The sequence below is a fragment of the Rhodococcus sp. PSBB066 genome (assembly GCF_017068255.1).
GTDB classification, from domain to species: Bacteria; Actinomycetota; Actinomycetes; order Mycobacteriales; family Mycobacteriaceae; genus Rhodococcus; species Rhodococcus aetherivorans.
The window spans coordinates 4,568,894-4,591,217 of record NZ_CP070859.1; the positions used below are offsets into that span (position 1 = coordinate 4,568,894).

At 71.8% G+C, this 22,324-nt stretch carries 19 protein-coding genes; 4 read left to right on the forward strand and 15 right to left on the reverse strand.

The features are described 5' to 3' along the window. Positions 1-2 precede the first annotated feature (2 nt). Entirely contained in the window at positions 3-836 is an 834-nt protein-coding gene (locus JYA75_RS20700; protein ID WP_203329291.1) for an NAD-dependent protein deacetylase, read from the forward strand. A gap of 10 nt (positions 837-846) precedes the next feature. On the opposite strand, the gene proB is transcribed toward JYA75_RS20700, so the two are convergent. The 9 genes from proB to JYA75_RS20745 form a co-directional block, all read right to left on the reverse strand. Beyond that, complete coding sequence (gene proB / locus JYA75_RS20705; RefSeq protein ID WP_203329292.1) at positions 847-1,947, reverse strand: glutamate 5-kinase; 1,101 nt, start codon at positions 1,945-1,947, stop codon at positions 847-849. Positions 1,948-1,979: 32 nt separating this feature from the next. After that, positions 1,980-3,437 (reverse strand): GTPase ObgE, encoded by a 1,458-nt coding sequence (gene obgE, locus JYA75_RS20710; protein ID WP_203329293.1) that lies wholly within the window; start codon positions 3,435-3,437, stop codon positions 1,980-1,982. A gap of 199 nt (positions 3,438-3,636) precedes the next feature. Next, the gene (gene rpmA, locus JYA75_RS20715; RefSeq protein ID WP_006937229.1) at positions 3,637-3,900 is read right to left on the reverse strand and encodes a 50S ribosomal protein L27; all 264 of its coding nucleotides are present in this window, start codon (positions 3,898-3,900) and stop codon (positions 3,637-3,639) included. A gap of 36 nt (positions 3,901-3,936) precedes the next feature. Further along, on the reverse strand, positions 3,937-4,248 hold the full coding sequence (gene rplU, locus JYA75_RS20720; protein WP_006937230.1) for a 50S ribosomal protein L21: 312 nt from the start codon (positions 4,246-4,248) through the stop codon (positions 3,937-3,939). A 205-nt stretch (positions 4,249-4,453) separates the two neighbouring features. Beyond that, positions 4,454-7,561 carry a translation initiation factor IF-2 N-terminal domain-containing protein gene (locus JYA75_RS20725; RefSeq protein ID WP_072635051.1) on the reverse strand — a complete coding sequence of 1,036 codons (3,108 nt, stop codon included), beginning with the start codon at positions 7,559-7,561 and terminating at the stop codon, positions 4,454-4,456. 385 nt (positions 7,562-7,946) lie between these two features. Continuing rightward, a complete protein-coding gene (ndk, locus tag JYA75_RS20730; protein ID WP_006937234.1) occupies positions 7,947-8,366 on the reverse strand; it encodes a nucleoside-diphosphate kinase in 420 nt (139 codons plus the stop codon). 16 nt (positions 8,367-8,382) lie between these two features. Beyond that, the gene (locus JYA75_RS20735; protein ID WP_006937236.1) at positions 8,383-8,808 is read right to left on the reverse strand and encodes a DUF4233 domain-containing protein; all 426 of its coding nucleotides are present in this window, start codon (positions 8,806-8,808) and stop codon (positions 8,383-8,385) included. Next, the gene (locus tag JYA75_RS20740) at positions 8,805-10,238 is read right to left on the reverse strand and encodes a folylpolyglutamate synthase/dihydrofolate synthase family protein (protein ID WP_185712695.1); all 1,434 of its coding nucleotides are present in this window, start codon (positions 10,236-10,238) and stop codon (positions 8,805-8,807) included. The genes JYA75_RS20735 and JYA75_RS20740 overlap by 4 nt, the downstream gene beginning before the upstream one ends. Continuing rightward, on the reverse strand, positions 10,235-12,910 hold the full coding sequence (locus JYA75_RS20745; RefSeq protein WP_006937240.1) for a valine--tRNA ligase: 2,676 nt from the start codon (positions 12,908-12,910) through the stop codon (positions 10,235-10,237). The genes JYA75_RS20740 and JYA75_RS20745 overlap by 4 nt, the downstream gene beginning before the upstream one ends. 101 nt (positions 12,911-13,011) lie before the next feature. On the opposite strand from JYA75_RS20745, the gene JYA75_RS20750 reads away from it, so the two are divergent. Next, positions 13,012-13,962, forward strand: a complete 951-nt coding sequence (locus JYA75_RS20750) for a TIGR03621 family F420-dependent LLM class oxidoreductase (RefSeq protein ID WP_065922663.1) — start codon at positions 13,012-13,014, stop codon at positions 13,960-13,962. 118 nt (positions 13,963-14,080) lie between these two features. Here the strand turns inward: JYA75_RS20750 and JYA75_RS20755 are convergent, their stop codons facing one another. The 5 genes from JYA75_RS20755 to JYA75_RS20775 all read right to left on the reverse strand — a co-directional run bounded on the left by JYA75_RS20755 (position 14,081) and on the right by JYA75_RS20775 (position 18,326). Next, a complete protein-coding gene (locus JYA75_RS20755; protein ID WP_185712694.1) occupies positions 14,081-16,084 on the reverse strand; it encodes a S9 family peptidase in 2,004 nt (667 codons plus the stop codon). Positions 16,085-16,178: 94 nt separating this feature from the next. Further along, a complete protein-coding gene (locus JYA75_RS20760) occupies positions 16,179-16,499 on the reverse strand; it encodes a helix-turn-helix domain-containing protein (RefSeq protein ID WP_029543137.1) in 321 nt (106 codons plus the stop codon). Between the two features lie 13 nt (positions 16,500-16,512). After that, positions 16,513-17,139, reverse strand: coding sequence for a maleylpyruvate isomerase family mycothiol-dependent enzyme (locus JYA75_RS20765; protein ID WP_006937247.1), 627 nt, complete (start codon positions 17,137-17,139; stop codon positions 16,513-16,515). A 19-nt stretch (positions 17,140-17,158) separates the two neighbouring features. Continuing rightward, complete coding sequence (locus tag JYA75_RS20770; RefSeq protein WP_050035071.1) at positions 17,159-17,575, reverse strand: hypothetical protein; 417 nt, start codon at positions 17,573-17,575, stop codon at positions 17,159-17,161. A 136-nt stretch (positions 17,576-17,711) separates the two neighbouring features. Beyond that, on the reverse strand, positions 17,712-18,326 hold the full coding sequence (locus JYA75_RS20775; protein WP_044476010.1) for a GNAT family N-acetyltransferase: 615 nt from the start codon (positions 18,324-18,326) through the stop codon (positions 17,712-17,714). Positions 18,327-18,477: 151 nt separating this feature from the next. On the opposite strand from JYA75_RS20775, the gene JYA75_RS20780 reads away from it, so the two are divergent. Next, on the forward strand, positions 18,478-19,668 hold the full coding sequence (locus JYA75_RS20780) for an FAD-binding oxidoreductase (RefSeq protein WP_006937253.1): 1,191 nt from the start codon (positions 18,478-18,480) through the stop codon (positions 19,666-19,668). Positions 19,669-19,765: 97 nt separating this feature from the next. Continuing rightward, positions 19,766-21,778 carry a SpoIIE family protein phosphatase gene (locus JYA75_RS20785; protein WP_029543130.1) on the forward strand — a complete coding sequence of 671 codons (2,013 nt, stop codon included), beginning with the start codon at positions 19,766-19,768 and terminating at the stop codon, positions 21,776-21,778. Positions 21,779-21,819: 41 nt separating this feature from the next. Here the strand turns inward: JYA75_RS20785 and JYA75_RS20790 are convergent, their stop codons facing one another. Further along, positions 21,820-22,059, reverse strand: a complete 240-nt coding sequence (locus JYA75_RS20790; protein ID WP_044476011.1) for a WhiB family transcriptional regulator — start codon at positions 22,057-22,059, stop codon at positions 21,820-21,822. Positions 22,060-22,324: the final 265 nt, after the last annotated feature.

Consider the following 22,324-nt stretch of genomic DNA (forward strand, 5'->3'; position numbering starts at 1 on the left):
GGGTGATCGAACCGCTGCACCACCTGCTCGACGGCCGGCGGTTGTGCGTGCTCACCGGCGCGGGCATCTCCACCGACTCCGGCATCCCGGACTACCGCAGCCCCGGCGCGCCACCCCGCAACCCGATGACCTACCAGCAGTTCGTCGGGGATCCGGAGTTCCGCCGCCGCTACTGGGCGCGCAACCATGTCGGGTGGCGGCACATGGACTCCGCACGGCCGAACGCCGGGCACCGCGCCCTCGCCGCGCTCGAACGCCGCGGCACCGTCCTCGGCGTCCTGACCCAGAACGTGGACCTGCTGCACACCAAGGCCGGCAGCCGGCGGGTGATCGACCTGCACGGCTGCTACGCGCAGGTGCGCTGCCTGGCGTGCGACCACCGGATCTCGCGCTTCACCCTCGCCGAGCGGCTCACCGCCGCCAATCCGGGCTTCCTCGAACGGGTTCGGGGGACGACCGGTCTCGAGGTGGCGCCCGACGCCGACGCGGTCGTCGACGACACCGGCAGCTTCCGAATGGTGGACTGCGAGCGGTGCGGAGGAATGCTCAAACCGGACATCGTCTACTTCGGTGAATCGGTGCCACGCGAGCGCGTCGACCGCGCCTTCGCCCTCGTCGAGGCGGCGGAGGCCCTGCTCGTGGTCGGCAGCTCCCTGACGGTGATGTCCGGACTGCGGTTCGTGCGGCACGCCGCCAAGCGCCGCATGCCCGTGGCCGTGGTCAACCGTGGTGTCACCCGCGGCGATCCCCTCGCCACCGTGAAGGTCGACGCGGGCTGCTCGGAGGTGCTCACGGCCCTGCTCAGCGCGACACCGGCGGCCACGTCCGGCCGGTGACCGCCCGCGCCTACAGCGTCACGAGATCGTCCGCGTGCACCACCGGCCGCTGCAGGTCCGCCGGCAGCTGCCGCGTGGAGAACCCGATCATCCAGTCCAGCTCGGCGGCGTCGTAGGCCACCACGCCGCGCCCCACCGTGCGGCCGTCCGGACCGACCAGCGCCACCACGTCCCCACCGTGGAAGCGCCCGCTCATTCCCGTGATGCCCGCCGCGAGCAGCGAGCGGCGCCGTTCCACCACCGCCCGTACCGCGCCCGCGTCCAGGTGCAGGGTGCCGTGGGTGTCGGCGGCGTGCCGCACCCAGAACCGCCGCGCCGACATCCGGTCGGGCCGCGCCGCGAACGCGGTGCCCACGTCCGCGGCACCGAGGGCGCGGTCGGCCTGCGACGCGGCGGTGAGCAGCACCGGCACACCCGAATCCGCGGCCAGCCGCGCGGCGGACAGCTTCGACGCCATCCCGCCCGTGCCGAGGGCGCCCCCGGACCCGGCGACGACGCCGTCGAGGTCCTCCGGGCTCGTCACCTCCGCGATGAGGTGGGCGTCGCCCTTACGGGGATCGCCGTCGTAGAGGCCGTCGACGTCGGAGAGCAGGATCAGCGCGTCGGCGCCGACGAGGTGCGCGACGAGCGCGGCGAGACGATCGTTGTCGCCGAACCGCAGCTCGGTGGTCGCGACGGTGTCGTTCTCGTTGACCACGGGCACGGCGTGCAACGCGCGCAGCCGGTCGAGGGTGCGCTGGGCATTGCGGTGCTGGGTGCGCCGCGCGATGTCGTCGGCCGTGAGCAGCACCTGCCCGACGGTGCGGCCGTACCGCGCGAAGGAGGTGCCCCATGCGTGGGCCAGGGCAAGCTGTCCGACGCTGGCCGCGGCCTGCTTGGTGGCCAGGTCGCGGGGCCGGATGGTCAGGCCCAGCGGGGCCAGGCCGGCGCCGACCGCGCCGGAGGACACCACCACCACGTCCGAGCCGGAGCGCATGCGCTCTTCGAGGGCGTCGACCAGGCCGTCGAGACGGTCCCGGTCGAGGCCGCCGACCAGGCTGGTGATGGCGGACGAGCCGATCTTCACCACGACGCGGCGCGCGCCGGCGACGGCCTCCCGGGTATCGCTCACGATCTCCTGCTTCTGGGCTCGTTGTGCGGCGGTCAGAACTCGTCGTCGTCGGTCGCGAGGCCGCGGCGGACCCGCTTGGCGTGGCGACGTTCGGCGGCGCCGACCCGATCGACCTGGTCGAGCCGGGCGTCGGTGCCGCGGCCGGTGGGTACGACGTCCACGCCGGCCTGGGTCTGCGGCTCCCACTCGAACGAGACGTCGCCGATGGTGACGGAGGCACCCGGTTCGGCGCCCTGCTTGACGAGTTCGTCCTCGACACCGAGGCGGGCGAGCCGATCCGCGAGGTAGCCGACGGCCTCGTCGTTGTCGAACGCCGTCTGACGCACCCAGCGCTCGGGCCGGGTGCCGCGCACGATGAAGCCGCCCGGCGTCTCGGGGTCGGCGACGACGCTGAAGCCGGTCTCGTCGACGGCGACGGGCCGGATGACCGGCCGCCGCGGCGCGGCCGGCGGATGCGCCTTCCGGTACTCCTCCACCATCCGCGCCAGCGCGAAGGTCAGCGGACGCAGCCCTTCCCGGCTGACGGCGGAGATCCGGAACACCGGCCAGCCCCGCTCCTCGAGCTCGGCGGTGACGAAATCGGCGAGTTCGGCGGCGTCCGGCACGTCGACCTTGTTGAGGATGACGATGCGGGGACGATCGGCGAGGTCGCCCAGGCTGCTGTCGCCGGACAACGCCGGCTGGTACGCGGCCAGCTCGGCCTCGAGTGCGTCGATGTCGGAGACGGGATCGCGCCCCGGCTCGAGCGTCGCGCAGTCGACGACGTGCGCGAGCACGGCGCAGCGCTCGAGGTGACGCAGGAAGTCCAGGCCGAGACCGCGGCCCTGGCTGGCGCCGGGGATCAGGCCCGGCACGTCGGCGACGGTGAACGTGGTGTCGCCCGACTGCACGACCCCGAGGTTGGGGACGAGTGTGGTGAACGGGTAGTCGGCGATCTTCGGCTTGGCCGCGGAGAGCACCGACACCAGGGAGGACTTACCGGCGGACGGGAACCCGACCAGCCCGACGTCGGCGACAGACTTGAGTTCGAGGACGAGTTCGCGCTCCTCCCCCTCCTCGCCGAGCAGGGCGAAGCCGGGGGCCTTGCGGGCCTTCGACGCCAGGGCCGCGTTGCCGAGGCCGCCGCGGCCGCCGTGGGCGGCGACGAAGCGGGTGCCGGCGCCGACCATGTCGGCCAGGATCCGGCCGTCCTTGTCGAGCACGACGGTGCCGTCGGGCACCTTGAGCACGAGGTCGCCGCCGTTGGCGCCGTCGCGGTTGCTGCCGGCGCCCTGCGTGCCGTTCGTGGCCTTCGCGTGCTGGTGGAAGTGGAAGTCGAGGAGGGTGTGGACACCTTCGTCCACCTCGAGCACGACGTTGCCGCCGTTGCCGCCGTTGCCGCCGTCGGGGCCTCCGAGCGGCTTGAACTTCTCGCGATGGACGGAGGCGCAGCCGTTGCCACCCTTGCCGGCGGTGACGTGCAGCACCACCCGGTCGATGAAGCGGGACATGGGTGGACCTCCGTCGAATGGTGGAACTGTTGTGTCGACCGGTAGCCCGACTGGGCCGGGACTACCGGGGTTGTGCCGGAACGACCGCTACCGGTCGCCCCGAAAACAGTAGGGGCGGACCCGGGTGTGCGACCCTGGTCCGCCCCTACTGGGAGTATGTGCGAAGGGAACCTCCGCGGTGTCCGATTCGGACGGCAGATCAGGCGTCTGCCGCGACCGGAACGATGTTGACCGTCTTGCGACCACGCTTGGTGCCGAACTCGACGGCACCGGCAGCGAGGGCGAACAGCGTGTCGTCGCCGCCACGGCCGACGTTCACGCCGGGGTGGAAGTGGGTGCCGCGCTGGCGCACCAGGATCTCACCGGCGTTGACGGCCTGGCCGCCGAAGCGCTTGACGCCGAGACGCTGGGCGTTCGAATCGCGACCGTTACGGGAGCTGGATGCGCCCTTCTTGTGTGCCATGACGAACCCTCCTGGGGTTTGAAGCGGAAGCCCGAATTACTTGATGCCGGTGACCTTCAGGACCGTCAGCTTCTGACGGTGACCCTGGCGCTTGTGGTAGCCGGTCTTGTTCTTGAACTTGTGGATGCGGATCTTCGGGCCCTTGGTGTGCTCGACGATCTCGCCGGTGACCGTGACCTTCGCCAGCTTGTCGGCGTCGGTGGTCAGCTCGGCTCCGTCGACGACGAGGACCGGAGCAAGCGAGACAGCAGTGCCGGGCTCACCCTCGATCTTCTCGACCTTGACGAGATCGCCCTCAGCGACCTTGTACTGCTTACCGCCGGTCTTGACGATCGCGTACGTTGCCATCGGACGGCTACCCCTTGCTAGTTCGAACGTGCTCGCGCCACGGTGTGCAACGCGACTGGTCTGGTGTGGTTGCTGACTCGGGGCCCGCCACCTTCCCGCATCGGGCGCAGCAGGGCCGTATCGCCGAGTAGCGACTGACCAAGATTACGGGAAGGTGACTGCCAGGGTCAAACCGGGCCCGCGCGGTGTCGGGCCCGGTCGGACCTCATGCCTGTGCTTCGACCGGCGGGCCGGCGGGCCGGCCCGCGGCCCGGCGACGACGCGGCCGTCGAACGACCACCGGCTCGGCGTTCTCCCCGTCCGGGACCGGCGCGGCGGCCACCGCCGCAGGCTCCGGTGCGGGGGCCGGTGTGGGCACCACGAAGACGGTGCCGGCGCCGGTGCCGTCGCCCGTCGGGGCCGCGGCGGCCCGTGAGACCCGGCGACGGCGACGGGCCGCCGGCTCCGCTGCCTGCTTTTCGGCCTCCGGTGCTTCGGCCGGCCGCGCCTCGCGCGTGTCGGCGGGCCCAGCCTTGCGTGATTCGGCCGGCTCAGCCTCGCGTGTTTCGGCCGGCTGGGCCTCGCGTGTTTCGGCCGGCTGGGCCGGCGCGGCCGGCGCTGCCTGCGCCTGCTCGGCGCCGGATTCCGCCGGGTTCTCGTCGTGGTTCCCGTGGTGCGCAGCCATCGCCAGGGCCACCGGGTGGGCACGCTTGACGGTCGCGTCCACTGTCGCCACCTCGGGTACCGGCGCGGGCGCGGCCGTCTCGGTCGTCGCCGCCTCCGGCTGGGCGCCGCGGTCACGGCCCCGGCGGCGCCGGGAGCCGCTCTCGGCACGGGCGGGCCGCCCACCGTCCTCGGCCGCGCCGGCCTCGACGGGTTCGCTGTGCACGACGATGCCGCGGCCGTGGCAGTGCTCGCACGTGGTGGAGAACGCCTCCACCAGACCCGTGCCGAGCCGCTTGCGCGTCATCTGCACGAGCCCCAGCGAGGTCACCTCGGAGACCTGGTGGCGGGTGCGGTCCCGGCCGAGCGCCTCGGTGAGGCGTCGCAGCACCAGGTCGCGGTTCGACTCGAGCACCATGTCGATGAAGTCGACGACGATCATGCCGCCGATGTCGCGCAGCCGCATCTGCCGCACGATCTCCTCGGCCGCCTCGAGATTGTTGCGGGTGACGGTCTCTTCGAGATTGCCGCCGGCCCCGGTGAACTTGCCGGTGTTGACGTCGACGACGGTCATCGCCTCGGTGCGATCGATGACGAGCGTGCCACCGGACGGCAGCCACACCTTGCGGTCGAGCGCCTTGGCGAGCTGCTCGTCGATGCGGTGGGCGGCGAACACGTCGCGTCCACCCGAGTCGGGATCGTGCCGCTCCACGCGGGGCACCATGTCCGGTGCGACGGTGCGGATGTAGCTCTCGACGGTGGTCCAGGCGTTCTCGCCCTCGATGACGAGTTTGGAGAAGTCCTCGTTGAACAGGTCGCGAATCACCTTGACCAGCAGGTCGGGCTCTTCGTAGAGGGTCTTCGGCTGCCCCGAGCCGTCGGACTCGAGCTTGGCGGCCTGCTCCTCGATGGAAGCCCACTGCGTCTGCAGGCGCTGCACGTCGCGGGCGAGCTCGTCTTCGCTCACGCCCTCCGCCGCGGTGCGGATGATCACGCCGGCCTCGGCCGGGACGATCTCGCGCAGGATCTCCTTGAGCCGCTTGCGCTCGGTGTCGGGCAGCTTGCGGCTGATGCCGGTGGACGAGCCGCCCGGCACGTACACCAGGAATCGGCCGGCGAGGCTGATCTGCGTGGTCAGGCGGGCGCCCTTGTGCCCGACCGGGTCCTTGCTGACCTGCACGAGCACCCGGTCACCCGGCTTGAGGGCCTGCTCGATCTTGCGGGAGTTGCCGCCGAGCCCGGCGGCCTCCCAGTTGACCTCGCCGGCGTAGAGGACGCCGTTGCGGCCCCTGCCGATGTCGATGAACGCCGCCTCCATCGAGGGAAGCACGTTCTGGACACGGCCGAGGAAGATGTTGCCGACCATCGAACCGGATCCGGCGCTGGTCACGAAGTGCTCGACCAGGACGCCGTCCTCGAGGACCGCGACCTGCGTGATGTTCCCGGGGTGCGCACCGTCACCGGTCTTCTCCCGCACCACCATGACGCGGTCGACGGACTCGCGACGGGCGAGGAACTCCGACTCGGTGAGGATCGGGGGCCGACGGCGGCCCGCGTCCCGGCCGTCGCGGCGGCGCTGGCGCTTGGCCTCGAGCCGGGTGGAACCGGTGATGCCCTGCACCTCGTCCTTGGCGGCGCGGGCCTTGGGCCGCGGCTCGCGCTCGTGGACGACGGTGGGGACCGAGTCGTCCTCGGCGACGGTCTCGGCGCCGTCCGCGCTGCCCTTGCGGCGACGACGACGGCGACGACGGCGCGAGGGACCTTCCGCGGACTCCTCCTCGGCCTCGGCCTGCTCGGCCTCGGCCTGCTCGGCCTCCCCGCCTTCGGCCTCCCCGGCCTCCGGCCCGGCGGTCGCGGCTTCCTCCGTCGTCGGCTCCTCGGCCTCCGTCGGCTCCTCGGCCTCCGCTTCCTCGGCCTCCGCCGCAGCTGTCCCCTCCTCGGCGGTGGTCTCGTCCTGCGTCTCGGGCTGTTCGCCGCGGCCACGGCCACGGCCACGGCGGCCACGACGGCGCCGACGCGGCTCCTCCTCCTCGGCGGTCTCCTCGGCCGGTTCCTCCACCGCGGCGGTCTCCTCGGTGACCTCCTCGGCGACGGCGGGCTCGGGTGCCTCGGCCGCTCGCCGGGAACGGCGTCGACGGGGCGGGGCCTCGACGGGAGTGGTGACCTCCGGCTGCAGGAACAGCGGTGCGCTGACGACGGGCTCGGCGGTGCTCGGTTCCGGCGCGGCGAACACCGGGGTCTCCTGCTCCACGCCGGTGAACAGGGCCGGGGCCGCGGGTGCCTCGACGGACTCCGCGGCGGGTTCCTGAGCGGTAGTGTCCTGGACCGCGGCCGCCGGCTCCTCCACGGGGACCTCGGCGGGCACCGCGACGGCGGCCTCTCCGGCGGGCACCTCGGGCGCCTCACCCACCGGTTCCGGTGCGGCTTCCGCGGTGGGCACCGGTTCGGCCTCGGCCGGTGCGCCGAGCGCGGCGCGGATCTGTTCGGCGAGGTCGCGCTGCAGGCTCGAGTGGGCACTGCGCAGCTCGGTGCCGAGGTCGGCGGCCTTGGCCATGACCTGTTTGCTGGTCAGGCCGAGCAGTTTGGCAAGGGCGTGCACGCGCATCTTCGGCGGCAGCACCACGGTGCCCTCTTCGTTGGAATTGTCGTTCGGCGGCGCTTGTTCGGCCACGTAGGTCTCCTCGGGCCCCCGGGCGCGTCCATCCTCGTCTCGAGCGATGTGACGCGGCCACGCGAGGGCGCTGTCTGTGTGTGCTCGCACCGGGAGGCGCGAGATGTGCGGTCTCGCATCGCGCGGTCGTCCGGTGCCCGTTTTCACTGCACGGCCGAGCGGTGCCTGGCTGGATCGCGGATCGAGCGCCGGTGCATCCAGCGTGCAACCGAGCGAGGTGTCTCCTGCGTCCCCGGTCACAGCGATGTCGGGCATCGATCCGTGATGTCGTTCGGTCGTTCCGCAACACTCGAAGCGGGGCGACCTACCTCAGTATCCCACACAGAGGTCCGTGGATACGCCAACGGCGCCCCGGAGGGCGCCGTGGCGGGGCAGTCGATACGGATCAGGACCCGGCGAGGGCGGGGAACCAGAGGGCGATCTCGCGCTCGGCGGACTCCACCGAGTCGGAGCCGTGCACCAGGTTCTCCCCGGCGTCGAGCCCGAGATCACCGCGGATGGAGCCGGGAACGGCCTTCTCCACCGGATCGGTGCCGCCCGCGAGCTGACGGAACGCGGCGATGGCCCGGGGGCCCTCGAGCACGGCCGCGACCAGCGGGCGCGAGGTGATGAACTCGATCAGGCCGGGGTAGAAGGGTTTGCCCTCGTGCTCGGCGTAGTGGGCGGCGGCCACCTCCTCGGTGGCGGTGCGCAGCTCGAGTGCCACGATGTCGAGTCCCTTGCGCTCGATGCGCGAGAGGATCTCTCCGACATGACGACGGGCCACGCCGTCGGGCTTGATCAGTACCAGGGTCCGCTCAGTCACGCGCACAGCGTAGTGGTCAGCCCCGCTGCCCCGGCAGCAGACCCCGCGCCTCGCGGTCCTTCATGTCCTTGCGCAGGTACAGGATGTAGCCCCAGACCACGCTGAAGAGCACGCCGACGATGCCGAGCGACAGGTCCACCACGAAGCCCAGCAGGGTCAGCACCTGCAGCGCGAGGTTGTACCAGAGCGCCCACGGCCGGCCCTGCAGCCCGGCGCCCGCGATCATCGCGACGGCGAGGAGCACGATGTAGCCGCCCGAGAACCACGTCAGCCCCCCACCGATGACCGCGACGACCGGCAGCACGAGCAGGACCACGATGGCCTCGAGGACGAGCGTGCCGGCCATGACGCCGCGCAGTCCCTTCCACGGGTCCTTCGCCGGGGGCCGGACGGCGGAGTCCCGATCCGGCGATTCGCCGGGGTTGTCAGCTGCCTCGCTCACGCGGGGTCCTTTCCGAAGAGAGTGCGGGCGGCGCCGGCGGTCACCACCGAACCGGTGACCACGACGCCCGCCCCCGATACTGCCTCACCCGGCTCGGCGACCTCCTCGGCGATGGCGATGGCCGTCTCGAGGGCGTCGGGCAGTGTCTGCGCGACCACCACGCGTTCGTCGCCGAACCGGGCCACGGCCAGGTCGGCGAGCTCGTCGACGTCCATGGCCCGCGGCGAACCGTTGTGGGTGACGACGATCTCGTCGAACACCGGCTCGAGCGCGTCGAGCAGGCCGGGCACATCCTTGTCGGCCATCACCGACACCACTCCGACCAGCTTGCGGAAGTCGAACTCGTCGGCCAGGGCCGCGGCGAGCGCCTTCGCCCCGTGGGGGTTGTGGGCGGCGTCGAGGAAGACCGTCGGGGCGCTGCGCACCCGTTCGAGCCGGCCCGGGTTGAGCACCGACGCGAACGCCGCGCGCACCGCGTCGCCGTCGAGCTGCCGGTCGGCGCCGGCGCCGAAGAACGCCTCCACGGCGGCGAGCGCGAGCGAGGCGTTGCGGGCCTGGTGCTCGCCGTGCAGCGGCAGGAAGATGTCGGTGTACACCCCGCCCAGGCCCTGCAGCTCGAGCTGCTGACCCCCCACGGCGATGCGCCGGGCCAGGACCTTGAACTCGGAGCCCTCGCGCGCCACGGCGGCATCCGCCTCGACGGCCCGTCGCAGCAGCACCTCCATCACCTCGGGCTCCTGCTGGGCCAGGACGGCGACGGTGTCGCGGGGAACCAGCCCGTCGTCGGCAGCCTTCTTGATGATCCCGGCCTTCTCCCCCGCGATCGTCGGGAGGTCGGGACCGAGGTACTCGGTGTGGTCGAGCCCGATCGGGGTGATCACCGCGACCTGCGCGTCCACGACGTTGGTGGCGTCCCAGGTGCCACCGAGCCCCACCTCGACGACGGCGACGTCGACGGGAGCCTCGGCGAACGCGGCGAAGGCCATCGCCGTGGTCACCTCGAACTTGCTCATCGCCGGGCCGCCCGCAGCCTGCGACTGGGCGTCGATCATCGCGACGTACGGCTCGAGTTCGCGATAGATGTCGACGTAGGTGCGCGGCGAGACCGGCGCCCCGTCGATGCTGATCCGCTCGGTGGCCAGCTGCAGGTGCGGGCTCGTGGTGCGGCCGGTCCGCCGGTGCAACCGGGTCAGCAGGGCGTCGATCATCCGGCTCACCGACGTCTTGCCGTTGGTGCCGGCGATCTGGATGGCCGGATAGCTGCGCTGCGGGGATCCGAGCAGATCCATCAGCGCCGCGATCCGGGTGAGAGACGGCTCGATCTTCGTTTCGGGCCAGCGCTTGTCGAGTTCGGCCTCGACGAGGGTCAGCTCGGCCAGGTCGACCGGCGAAGGCTGCGCCGGCGTCGCCGCGGACCGGTCCTCGCTCACGCCGACCCCAGCTCCTGGAGTCGGGAGGTGATCCGGGCGATCTCCTCCTCCGCGATCTGCTTGCGGGCGGTGATCTTCTCGACGACCGCCGCGGGCGCCTTGGCGAGGAACGCCTCGTTGCCGAGCTTGGCGGACGTGCCCGCGAGCTCCTTCTCGGCGACCGCGAGGTCCTTGCCCAGCCGGGCACGCTCGGCCGCCACGTCGACGGTGCCGGAGGTGTCCAGCTCGACGGTGACGGTGGCGCGGGACAGGCGCACCTCGATGGAGGCGGTGGCGGAGAACCCGTCCGCCGGCTCGGTCAGTCGCGCCAGCGACCGCACGGCCGGCACCTGGGCGGCCAGGTCGGCGGCGTCGATCTCGGTGAGCCGCGCGGCGACCTTCTGCGACGGCTTGAGGCCCTGGTCGCTGCGGAAGCGGCGGACCTCGGTGACGAGCTTCTGCAGATCCTCGACGCGGCGCGCGGAGTCGGCGTCGGCCGCGACCCCGCTGGTGCCCGGCCACGACGCGACGACCACGGACTCGCCGCCGGTGAGCACCTTCCAGAGGGTTTCGGTGACGAACGGGATCACCGGGTGCAGCAGGCGCAGCAGCTGGTCGAGGACGTTGCCGAGGACCGCCTTGGTCCCCTCCGCGTACTCGCTGCCGTCGGCGAGCTGCACCTTGGCGAGCTCGAGGTACCAGTCACACACCTCGTCCCACGCGAAGTGGTAGAGCGCCTCGCACGCCTTGGAGAACTCGAACCGTTCGAACGCCTCGTCGACCTCGGCGCGGACCTGCTCGAGCCGGTCGAGGATCCACCGGTCCGCGTCGGTGAGCGCAGCGCGCGCCGGCAGCTCGGTGACGACGGCGCCGTTCATCAGGGCGAACTTGGTCGCGTTGAACAGCTTGTTGGCGAAGTTGCGGGAGGACTGCGCGTGGTCCTCGCCCACGGCGAGGTCGCTCCCGGGGTTGGCGCCGCGGGCCAGGGTGAAGCGCAGTGCGTCGGCGCCGTACCGCTCCACCCAGTCCAGCGGATCGATGCCGTTGCCGCGCGACTTGGACATCTTCTTGCCGTACTGGTCGCGCACGAGGCCGTGCAGGAACAGGTCCTTGAACGGCACCTGGACGCCGGACTTCCCGCCGGCGGTGATCGCCTCGTCGTTCGCGACGTACAGGCCGAACATCATCATCCGGGCCACCCAGAAGAACAGGATGTCGTAACCGGTGACGAGCACGCTTGTGGGATAGAACTTTTCGAGCTCCGGCGTCGTGTCGGGCCAGCCCATCGTGGAGAACGGCCACAGGCCCGAGGAGAACCAGGTGTCGAGCACGTCGGGGTCCTGCTCCCACCCCTCGGGGGCGGTCTGGTCCGGACCGAAGCACTCGACCTCGCCGTCGGGGCCGTACCAGATCGGGATGCGGTGCCCCCACCACAACTGCCGCGAGATGCACCAGTCGTGCATGTTGTCGACCCAGGCGAACCAGCGCGGTTCCTGGCTGGCCGGGTGAATCACGGTGTGGCCGTTGCGGACCGCGTCGCCCGCCGCCTCGGCGAGCGCATCGACCTTGACCCACCACTGCATCGACAGCCGGGGCTCGATGGTCTCGCCGCTGCGCTCGGAGTGACCGACGCTGTGCAGGTAGGGACGCTTCTCGGCGACGACCCGCCCCTGCTCGGCCAGCGCCTCGCGCACCTTGACCCGCGCCTCGAACCGGTCCATGCCGTCGAATTGCGTTCCGGTGTCGGCGATCTTGCCGGCCTTGTCCATGATGGTGGGCATCGGCAGGTTGTGCCGCAGGCCCATCTCGAAGTCGTTGGGGTCGTGCGCGGGCGTGATCTTCACGGCGCCGGTGCCGAATTCGGGGTCGACGTACTCGTCGGCGATCACGGGGATCCGCCGGCCGGTGAGGGGGTGCTCGAGGGTGGTGCCGACCAGGTGCTTGTAGCGCTCGTCGTCCGGGTGCACCGCGACGGCCGTGTCGCCCAGCATCGTCTCCACCCGGGTGGTGGCGACGATCACGTGCGGCTCGTCGTCGTTGAGGGAGCCGTAGCGCAGCGACACGAGTTCGCCCTCGACCTCCTCGAACTTGACCTCGATGTCGGAGATCGCGGTCTGCAGCACGGGCGACCAGTTCACCAGTCGCTCGGCCCGGTAGATCAGCCCGTCGTCGTAGAGCCGCTTGAACATCGTCTGCACGGCCCGCGAGAGGCCCTCGTCCATGGTGAACCGGTCGCGGGACCAGTCGACGCCGTCGCCGATGCGGCGCATCTGGCCCTGGATGGTGCCGCCCGACTCGCGCTTCCAGTCCCAGACCTTGTCGACGAACAGTTCGCGGCCGAAGTCCTCCTTGGCCTTCCCGTCCACCGCGAGCTGCTTCTCGACGACGGTCTGGGTGGCGATGCCGGCGTGGTCCATGCCGGGCAGCCAGAGCACCTCGTAGCCCTGCATGCGTTTGCGGCGCGACAGCGCGTCCATCAGGGTGTGGTCGAGGGCGTGGCCCATGTGCAGGCTGCCGGTGACGTTCGGCGGCGGCAGCACGATCGAGTAGCCGGGCTTGTCGCTGGACGGATCGGCGACGAAGTAACCGGCGTCCACCCAGCCCTGGTACAGCTCGTCCTCTACGGTGCTGGGGTCCCAGCTCTTGGGGAGGGCGTCGGCGGGGTTCTGGTGGTTCTCTGGCGCACTGGTCACCCCGCAATCGTAGTCAGCGGAGGCAAACCGCCTGCACACGCCCCACGGACCCGGAGCGGGCCTGCTGGACTGCGGATCACGGGTACGGCACCGTGACAGATGTGAACGAGTTCCGCTTCGCCACGAACGTCTTCGCCCTGGAGTCGGCCGGCGCGTTCGCCGGCCGGTGCCGCCGCATCGAGGCCCTCGGGTACGACACGCTGTTCGCCGCGGACCACCTGGGGGTCGCCGCGCCGTTTCCCACGCTCGTCGCCGCGGCGCAGGCGACCGAGCGGCTGCGGGTGGGCACGCTCGTCCTCAACGCCCCGTTCTGGAATTCGGAGCTGCTGGCCCGCGACGTCGCGACCACCGACGTCCTCACCGGCGGCCGGCTCGAGCTCGGCCTCGGCGCCGGGCACATGAAGTGGGAATTCGACGAGGCCGGCATCGGCTGGGAGCCGATCGGCCGCCGCGTCGATCGGCTCGAGGCCCTGATCGACGGTCTGGGGCGCCGCTTCGCGGAGGGTGGGTACCCGCAACACGCCGAGCTGCGCGCCGGCATGGGCCTGGCACCGCTGCAGCCGGTCCAGCGGCGCGGGTTCGGCGGCACCGGTCCCCCGCTGCTGATCGGCGGCACCGGGGACCGGGTGCTGCAGCTGGCGGCCGAGCGCGCCGACATCGTGGGGGTGGCCGGTGCCGTGCAGGTGCCGGGGCAGGCGCCCGGGGTGCTGCGCATCGCGACGGCCACCGAGGCCGACGAGCGCGTGCGGTTCGCCCGTGAGCGCGCCGGCGCCCGCGCGGACCGCCTCGAGTGGCAGGTGCTGGTCCAGGCGGTCGTGGTGACCGACGACCGAGAGGGCGCGGCGCGGGCACTGCTCGAGCGCTACGGTCCGATGATGAGCGTCGAGGAGCTGCTGGACACGCCGTTCGCACTGATCGGCACGGTGGAACGGATGGCCGATCAGGTCCTGCGCAACCGCGACCGCTACGGCTTCACCTACTACACCGTCCACGGGCCGTATCTCGAGGCCTTCGCCCCGGTGCTGGAGCGGGTGCGGATGCTGGGCGGGTGAGCGTCGCCCCCCGGCGGAGATGCTGCTCGAATCCCGAGCCGCGCACCGGTGCGATCCGCGTCGTCAGCCGCGCACCGGCGCGATCCGCGTCGTCAGCCGCGCACCGGCGCGATCCGCGTCAGCCGAGCACCTCGGGCAGTTCCCGGGGGCGCGCGAGCACGTGCTCCGAGAGGAACGCCTCGACCACCTCGTACCAGATCTTCGCGTGCTGGGGGCTGAGCACCCAGTGGTTCTCGTCGGGAAAGTAGAGGAAGCGGTGCACGGTGGAGCCGTCGGCGGCGGCGGGTACCCCCGACTCGGACAGCAGCTCGTACCACAGCCGCAGTCCCTCCCCGATCGGCACGCGATAGTCCTTGTCGCCGTGGATCACCAGCATGGGGGTGACGATGTCGGCGACGTACAGGTGCGGCGAGTTCTCCACCGCCATCTCGGGAGTCATCTCCCGGGCCCAGTACCAGGCCGAGTCCGTGGTGGGCCCGAACTGGTCCAGGGCCCACAGGCTCGCGTGGGTGACGATCGCGTGGAATCGGTCGGTGTGCCCGGCGATCCAGTTGGCCATGTAGCCGCCGAAGGATCCCCCCATCGCGGCGGTGCGCTCGGCGTCGATCTCGGGTAGTTCGATCGCCGCATCGGTCAGGGCCATCAGATCGGTGTAGGGCTCCTTGCCCCAGCGGCCCCACCCGCGTTGGACGAAGTCCTGCCCGTAACCGGAGGACAGCGCGGGGTCCGGGAGCAGCACGGCGTGGCCGCGGGCGACGAGCAGCCACGGGTTCCACCGCCACGACCAGGTGTTCCAGGAGCCGAGCGGGCCGCCGTGGATCCACAGCAGCAGTGGCGCGGGCGCGTCGGGATCGGCGGTGGCCGGCAGGGCCAGCCAGGCCCGCAGCGGGGTGCCGTCGGCGGCCGCGGTCGTGATCTCCGTGAGGCGGCCGGGCAGTTCGGGCTGCTCCGCGGGGGCGCGCAGCGCGGTGACGGTGCCGGGGGCGTCGAGCGCGATCCGCACCGGGTGCGGCGGTGTGTCGTAGGCGGCGCGCAGGGCGTAGACGCACGTTCCGTCGGGCGCGACGCGCAGGTCGGTGTAGGCGGCGGCGTCGGTGGTCAACGGCGTGGGGACGTCGGCCCACAGCGCCACCTGGAAGATCGGGGCGCGGCCGTGTTCGTCGGCGGTCACGAGCAGGGCCCCGGAGTCGGGCCGCCAGACGACCGACGTCGGCCACCGGTCCCACCCGGGCACCAGCTGGGTCGTCTCACCCGATCGAAGGTCGAACAGCCGCAGAGTGATTCGCGGCGCCGTCTCGGGGTCGGAGTGCGTCTCGTGCAGGAACGCCACCCGGGTGCCGTCCGGCGCGATCGCGGGGGCGAACACGTCGGCGGCCTCGTCGTCGACGAGGACGGTGCGCAGTCCGGTGTCGGTGTCGATGCGCACCAGGGTGGTGCGGCGGGACGCGAGCGGCCCGGGCACCGACCAGGTGGTGACGACGAAGCTGCCGTCGGCGGCGAGGTCGAGGGACGCCTCACGCAGGGCGCCTCCGGGCCCGGGGGTCAGGTCCGACAGGGGCGCGTGTGGGCCGTCCGCGAGGGCGAGCAGGTGCGGTTCGGCCGGTCCGAGGTCGTGATCCCAGTGGCGCACCGGGTATCCGGTGTGCAGCACGGCGGAGACCTTGCGCTTCTTGCGGGCGTCCCGGATCCGCTCGTCGTCGCCGTCGGTGCGGCCGAGTACGTCCGCCGTCACCACGATCCGGTCCGCCGCCTCGGCCGCCCACACGCCGCGCACCCCACCCTTGCGGGAGACCACGCGCTGTGCTTCGCCGCCGGCGGCGGGCAGCCGCCACAGCGCGGCGGGGGCGTCGTCGCCGTCCGTCCCGTCGGCCCGGGCGGCGGTGAACAGCAGGTCGCCGGCGGCGGTGAAGACGGGATTCGACTCGCCCTTCGCACCCCATGTGAGCCGCCGGGCGGGCGCATGCCCCTGCGGGTCGACCTCCCACAGCGCCCCGACGTACCCGGTCCCCTCCTCGTCCAGGGTGGACTGGGCGATCACGACGCGGGTCCCGTCCGGCGACAGCGCGAGCGCGGTGACGCGAGGGAGCGCGAGATAGTCGTCGAGGTCGTCGAATGCGGTCATGGTGCCCGAGGGTAGTGCTCGCCGGAGGCGTCACCGGGGAGCCGACACGGCCCGGTCGGGATACGCCGCCGGCGCGCCGCGCGGGAACGAGCGGTCAACCCGCCAGCGGGTGGTCTGCGGACAGCGCGGCCAGGCGCTCGAGCAGCGGGGCGACGGCGACGAGGGCGGCCGCGTCGTCCGGCTCCATCTCGGACAGCAGGCGCGCCACACCGGTGATCCACATCCGGCGGATCAGGTGGCCGTTGCGTTCCGCCAGGGGCGGGGGCGTCCGGTGCAGGGGGTGGGACCGTCCGTCGCGGGGGTTGGACGTGCGGGCCACCAGTCCCAGCTGGACCAGGCTGCGCACCGTCGCGCTGACGTTGCTGCTCTGCAGTCCGAGCACGCGGACGAGATCGCGGGAGCCGTGCCGCGTCACATGCGCGGTTGCCTCATCGCATCACCGGCAGTATCCGCGCGCCCGACCGGCCCGATGCCGCCTCGATGAAGGCCCGCGCATCCGGGACGGCGGCGAGCACGTTGCGGGTGCGTTCGAGTGCCTCCGGTTCGGGCGGCGGTCCGCCGACCGCGTCGACGACGTCGAGCAGGTGAACGGTCGTTTCGAGGATGGCCAGGTCGAGGAGCGCGCCGAGCGTCACCGAGCCCAGCAGAGGATGTGGGACGACGGTCTCACGGCCGAGGCCGGTCAGGCGATCGAACGCCTGCGGCAGTTCGACGGCGAATCGCTCGACGAGCGTCCCCCGGCCGACGTCGGTGGCGGCGCGGCGAACCATCTCGGCGATCCGTCGGTGCATCGGTTCGGCGGCGACCGGGTCGGCGTTGAAGACGCGGAGCATCTCCGCGGCGCTGGTGACCTTCGCCGTGCCGTCGGACGCGGGGTCGGCGAGCAGCGCGATCAGGGCGTCCGGTGTGACGTGGACGTAGAGGTCCCGAACGGTCCAGCCCGGCAGCCGGGTCGGGGCCGTCCACTGCTCGTCGCTCAATTCCCGTGCCCGTTCGGCCCACGAGCGCCACAGCCGTATCAGCAGGGCTCGATCCCGGTCGAAGGTCGATGTCACCGCACTCCCCCTCGTTCGGTCACCCGCGCGGCAGCCTCGGCCGGTGGGTGGTCGTTTTCCTGATGCTCCCGTCGGTGTCGTAGTAGGTCCACTCGCCGGTCTTCCTGCCGTGCTCCCAGTTTCCGCTGTCGACGAGCGTTCCCGCCGTGGTCCAGCGCTCCCAGTGGCCGTGCTTCTCACCGCGGGCGAACCCGCCGCGCTGCAGCAGGCCGCCGGTGGCGCGGTACCAGGTCCAGGGGCCGTGCAGGACGCCGCGGTCGTAACCGCCCTCGGAACGCAACGCCCCGCCGGCGAAGTAGTGCCGCCACGTGCCGTGGCGCTCACCGTCGACGTAGTTGCCCATCATCACCCCGCCGTGCGGGTCGGGCTCCGCCCACTCGCCGGTCTTGCGGCCGTGACCGTCCACGGCGTTCGGACTCTCGGCCGGCGTGCTCATCCGGAAGTCCCGAACCGGCCCAGGGCGCTGCGCGCGCCGTTGGGCCCGGCGGTGACCGTCGAGAGATCTCCCACGAGCGACGAGTATATGCAAGCGATTGCTTGCATATCAACAGCTCGGCGGGACGCGCGCCGAGTCACCGCGTCACGGGCGCGCGCCACATCTTCCACAGGGTGGGGCCGCCGTTCGGGACGGCGATCTCGCCGGTGACCCGGAAGCCGAACCGCTCGTAGTAGGAGATGTTCTTCTCCTTGCTCGATTCGAGATAGGCGGGCACGCCTTCGGCGTCACAGCGGTCCAGCCGGGACCGCAACAGCGCCTTCCCGAATCCCCCTCCACGCGTGGCGTTTCCGGTCCCGATGGCGGAGAGGTACCAGTGCGGCTCGGCCGGATGCGCATCCTCGAGCGCGCCGTTGACCTCGGCGCCGACGCGGGCGCGGCCGCCGAGCGCGTGAATCATTCCCGCGGTGACCAGGACCGACCGCCAGCCGGTGACCTTCCATCGGCCCGGTGGCGCCCACATGGTCGCACCCCCGGTGGCACCGTCCGGACCCTCGGCGATCTCGAGTCCGCCGTGCGCCAGCAGGTGGTGGCGCGCCTCCGCGGCGAACATGCGTGGCAGACCTCGGCGCCGGCGCTCGTCGTCGGGCCACATCCACATCATCACCGGATCGTCGAAGAACGCATCGGCGAGGGTGCGGGCGAAGACCGGTATGTCCCGTCTGGTGACCGGGCGGACGGCGGGGGTCATGCGGACGAGGCTACCGGCGTCAACGATGGAACGTTGCCGCCCAGCAGGTTTTACGTCGTTGTCACACGGGGGCGGACACAACTGTTTCATTTCGTGCAACACTGTTTCTCAACACGAAACCACCCCCTGTTGCGAGTTGTGAGGAAGCACGATGACCGAAACCGCGAACATCGTCATCGTCGGCGGCGGACTCGAGGGCCTGGCTGCGGCCTGGTGCCTCGCCGAGCGCGGCGAAACCGACGTTCTCGTCCTGGAACGCGGAACTCTGTGTTCCGGCATGACCGGCAAGTCGAGCGGCATCGTCCGCTGCCACTACGGCGTTCCGTCGCTGGCGGCGATGGCCTGGCACGGCGTGCAGGTCTTCTCCGAGGCCGAGCAGATCTTCGGCACCGACATCGGCTTCCGGCAGACCGGATACGTCGTCGGCGTCGGGCCCGACAACACCGCCCCGCTCGCCGCCAACGTCGAGATGCACCGCTCCCTCGGTGTGCCCGTCGAGACGATCGACGCCGACGAGGTCCGCCGACTGCTGCCCGGAATCGCCCTCGATCCCTTCGCGGCCTTCGCGTACGAACCACTCGGCGGCCACGGCGACGCCTACATGACCGGAATGGCCTACGGCACCCGCGCCCGTGCCCTCGGCGTGCGAGTGCGTCAGAGCACCACCGTCACCTCGCTCCTGCAGCGCGACGGCGGCGAGGTCTACGGTGTGCGGCTCGCGGACGGCTCCGAGATCCACGCGGGCACCGTCGTGCTCGCGACCGGCGTGTGGTCGCCGGCGCTCGGCGCGACCGCCGGGGTGGACATCCCGATCCGGGCCCAGCGGGAACAACTCCTGCTGGTCGACCAGGGCGAACCCACCCCGGACATCCCCACCTTCTCCGACCTGGTGAACCTGCAGTACATCCGGCGCGAGCCCAACGGGGACCTGCTGGTGGGCAACAGCGACCACTCCACCCCGGAGTGGGCCGACCCGGACGACTACGTCAATCGCGCCGACGACCCGTTCGTGGAAACCGCCATCGCGAAGCTGGACCGGCTGCTGCCGGCCATGCCCGATCCGCGGCTCGCCTCGTCGTACGCGGGGTGCTACGACACCACCCCCGACTACAACCCGGTCATCGGGCCGTCCCCCGCCCCGGGGCTGTTCCTGCTCGTGGGCTTCAGCGGCCACGGCTACAAGATCTCCCCGGCCGTGGGCCGCCTCGCCGCCGACCTCCTGCTCGACGGCATCAGCAGCGACGCCGCCGTCGACGGCGCCGACTTCCGCTACTCCCGTTTCGCCGAGGGCAAACCGCTCGCCAGCCTCAATCCGTACGTCGGGGCCGGAGAGATGCGCTGACGAACCGGGCCGGCCGGCACGCCGCTGTACCGAAGCCCCGGAGGGGTATAGAACTGAAGGTGACGCTTCACCGCGGAAACCGGAGAAGGTACACGGCATGCCGGAAGGCGAGGACCTGTTCTCGGCCACGGGAGAGCCGGACACGGTTCTCCGCGTGTTCGAAGCACTGCCGTTCGCCCTCGGCGCGTGGCAGGGACCCGATCACGTGTACGTCGCGACCAACGCCGCCTACCGGGCGCTGCTGGGGCGCGACGACCTCCTCGGCCGGCCGGTGCGCGAGGTCGTACCGGAACTCGAGGGCCAGCAGTTCTTCGAGCTGCTCGACCGGGTGGCGGCGACCGGCGTCGCCGAGACCGCCAAGGAGTGGCGCCTGCAGATCGATACCGACGGTAGCGGCGTGGTCCGGGAGCGCTACTTCGACTTCACCATCGCCCCCCGTCGCGACCCCGACCGCGGCGTCGCCGGGCTGCTCTTCTTCGCCTCCGACGTGACCGACAGTGTCCTGGCCCGGCGCGGCGCCGAGGCACGGGCCCAGCTGATGTCGGAGAAGTACGAGCAGGCCCGCGACGCGGTGACGGTGATGCAGCAGGCGTTGCTGGCGCCGTCCGTCCCGGTCGTGCCGGGGGCCGAGGTGGCGGCCGCCTACCTGGTCGCCGCCGAGGACACGGCCGCCGGCGGCGACTGGTTCGACGCGTTGGCCCTTGCGAACGGCGAACTCGTGCTCATCACCGGGGACGTCGTCGGGCACGGCGTCGAGGCCGCCGCCGTGATGGGGCAGCTCCGCGCGGTGCTGCGCCAGCAGATCCTCGCGGGCGCGGACGTCGCCGCCGCCCTGTCCACCCTCGACGCCTTCTCGGCGCACGTCCCCGGCGCCCGCACCGCGACGGTCTGTGTCGTCGTCCTCGACACCGCCACCGGCCGGGTCCGCTACTGCACGAGCGGGCATCCCCCGCCGCTGGTGGCGAGCCCGGCCGGGGCGGTCCGATACCTCCCACCCTCGGGCGGAACGCCGATCGGTACCGGCTCGACGTTCCCCGTCGCCACCGACGCCCTCGCCGCCGGCGACGTCGTGCTGCTCTACACCGACGGACTGATCGAGCGCCCCGGCCGGCCCCCGCCGGCGAGCACCGCCGAACTCGCGGAGCGGGCGGCCCTGAGCGTGGCCGGCCGGTCGTTCCCGATCCCGGACACGCGCGCCCGGACGGTGGATCGGGTGTGCGCGGAGATCCTCGAATTCCTGCTCCGGGAAACCGGATACAGCGACGACGTGACCATCGTGGCCGCTCAGCGCACGGCCATGCCGGATCCCCTGCAGCTTCGGCTCCACGCCGACCGGGAGGCACCGAGGTCGGCACGGACGTCGTTGCGGCGATGGCTCGTGCGCATCGGTGCCGACCATGCCGGAACTGTGGCCGTCGAGCACGCGGTCTCCGAACTCGTGTCCAACGTCGTCGAGCACGCCTATTCCGGCGGCGACGCCGGGCATGCCCCGGTCGACATCGACGGGACGCTCGACGGCGACGGCTGCCTCCGGGTCCGCGTGCGGGACCGGGGCCGCTGGAAGACCCCCGCGAAAACCCCGGAGCCACATCGGTTACCGACCAGCCGCGGCCGCGGGCTCACGATGGTCCGGATCTTCGCCGACGACCTCGTCGTCGACAGCGACGACACGGGCACGACCGCGACGGTCACGTTCCGGCTCACCCGCAGCGCCCGCGTCGTCACCGAGTTCACGGAAGGCGCGATCGTCGGCCGTCCCGAGGTCTCGCCCGAATTCGCCGTCGCCGAAACCGAACCCGGTCGTCTCGCGGTGCGGGGGGACATCGACATCGACACCGCGCCCATCCTCAAGGGGTGCCTCGACGCCGTATCCCACAGCGGAACGCTGTCGGTGACAGTCGATCTGAGCGAGGTCACCAACCTCGGCTCCGCCGGGGTCTCCTTGCTCTCGACGGCCCGCGACCGCGCGGCCAAGCAGCACTCCACCGTCACGTTGGTGGCGCCACCCGGCAGCACCGCCCACCACGTGCTCAGCCTGGTCGGACTCCACGGCCGGGCCGACCCCGGCGGCGGCGACATCCCGGAGCCGTCAGGGGATCCGGAGACGTGAACCCGGCACCGACCGGGGGTCGGTGCCGGGCGAAATCCGGCTCAGCTCGCGATCTTCCGTCTCCGGGACTGCACGTACTTCTCCCGCTCGGAGACCGACATCCCGCCCCACACTCCGTAGGGTTCGCCCATGGTGAGCGCGTGCTCGCGGCACTGCTCGATGACCGGGCACCGATGGCACATCTCCTTGGCCTTCGACTCTCGCTGGTACCGCGCGCGGCCCCGTTCGCCGTCGGGCGAGAAGAACACCGACGAGTCGACGCCGCGGCACAAGCCCTGCATCTGCCAGTTCCAGACATCGACGGTCGGCCGGAGCGGGTGAGGTGACAATGGCACGGGGCTCTCCTTGACAGCAGGCTCGCACGCAGTGCGAGCGGACCGGACGAAAGTCTGCGACCTTTCGCTCACTTCGATCCACGCGCCGGGACCGCCCCGAAGGGCCGATTCTCGGTTCGTCGATCTCATGGACCGGGGAGTACCCCGCGCCACCGAAATTCATGCCAACAAAGAGCGAGATTTGTCGAAGGTTCGCGAGACCGTAGGCGGC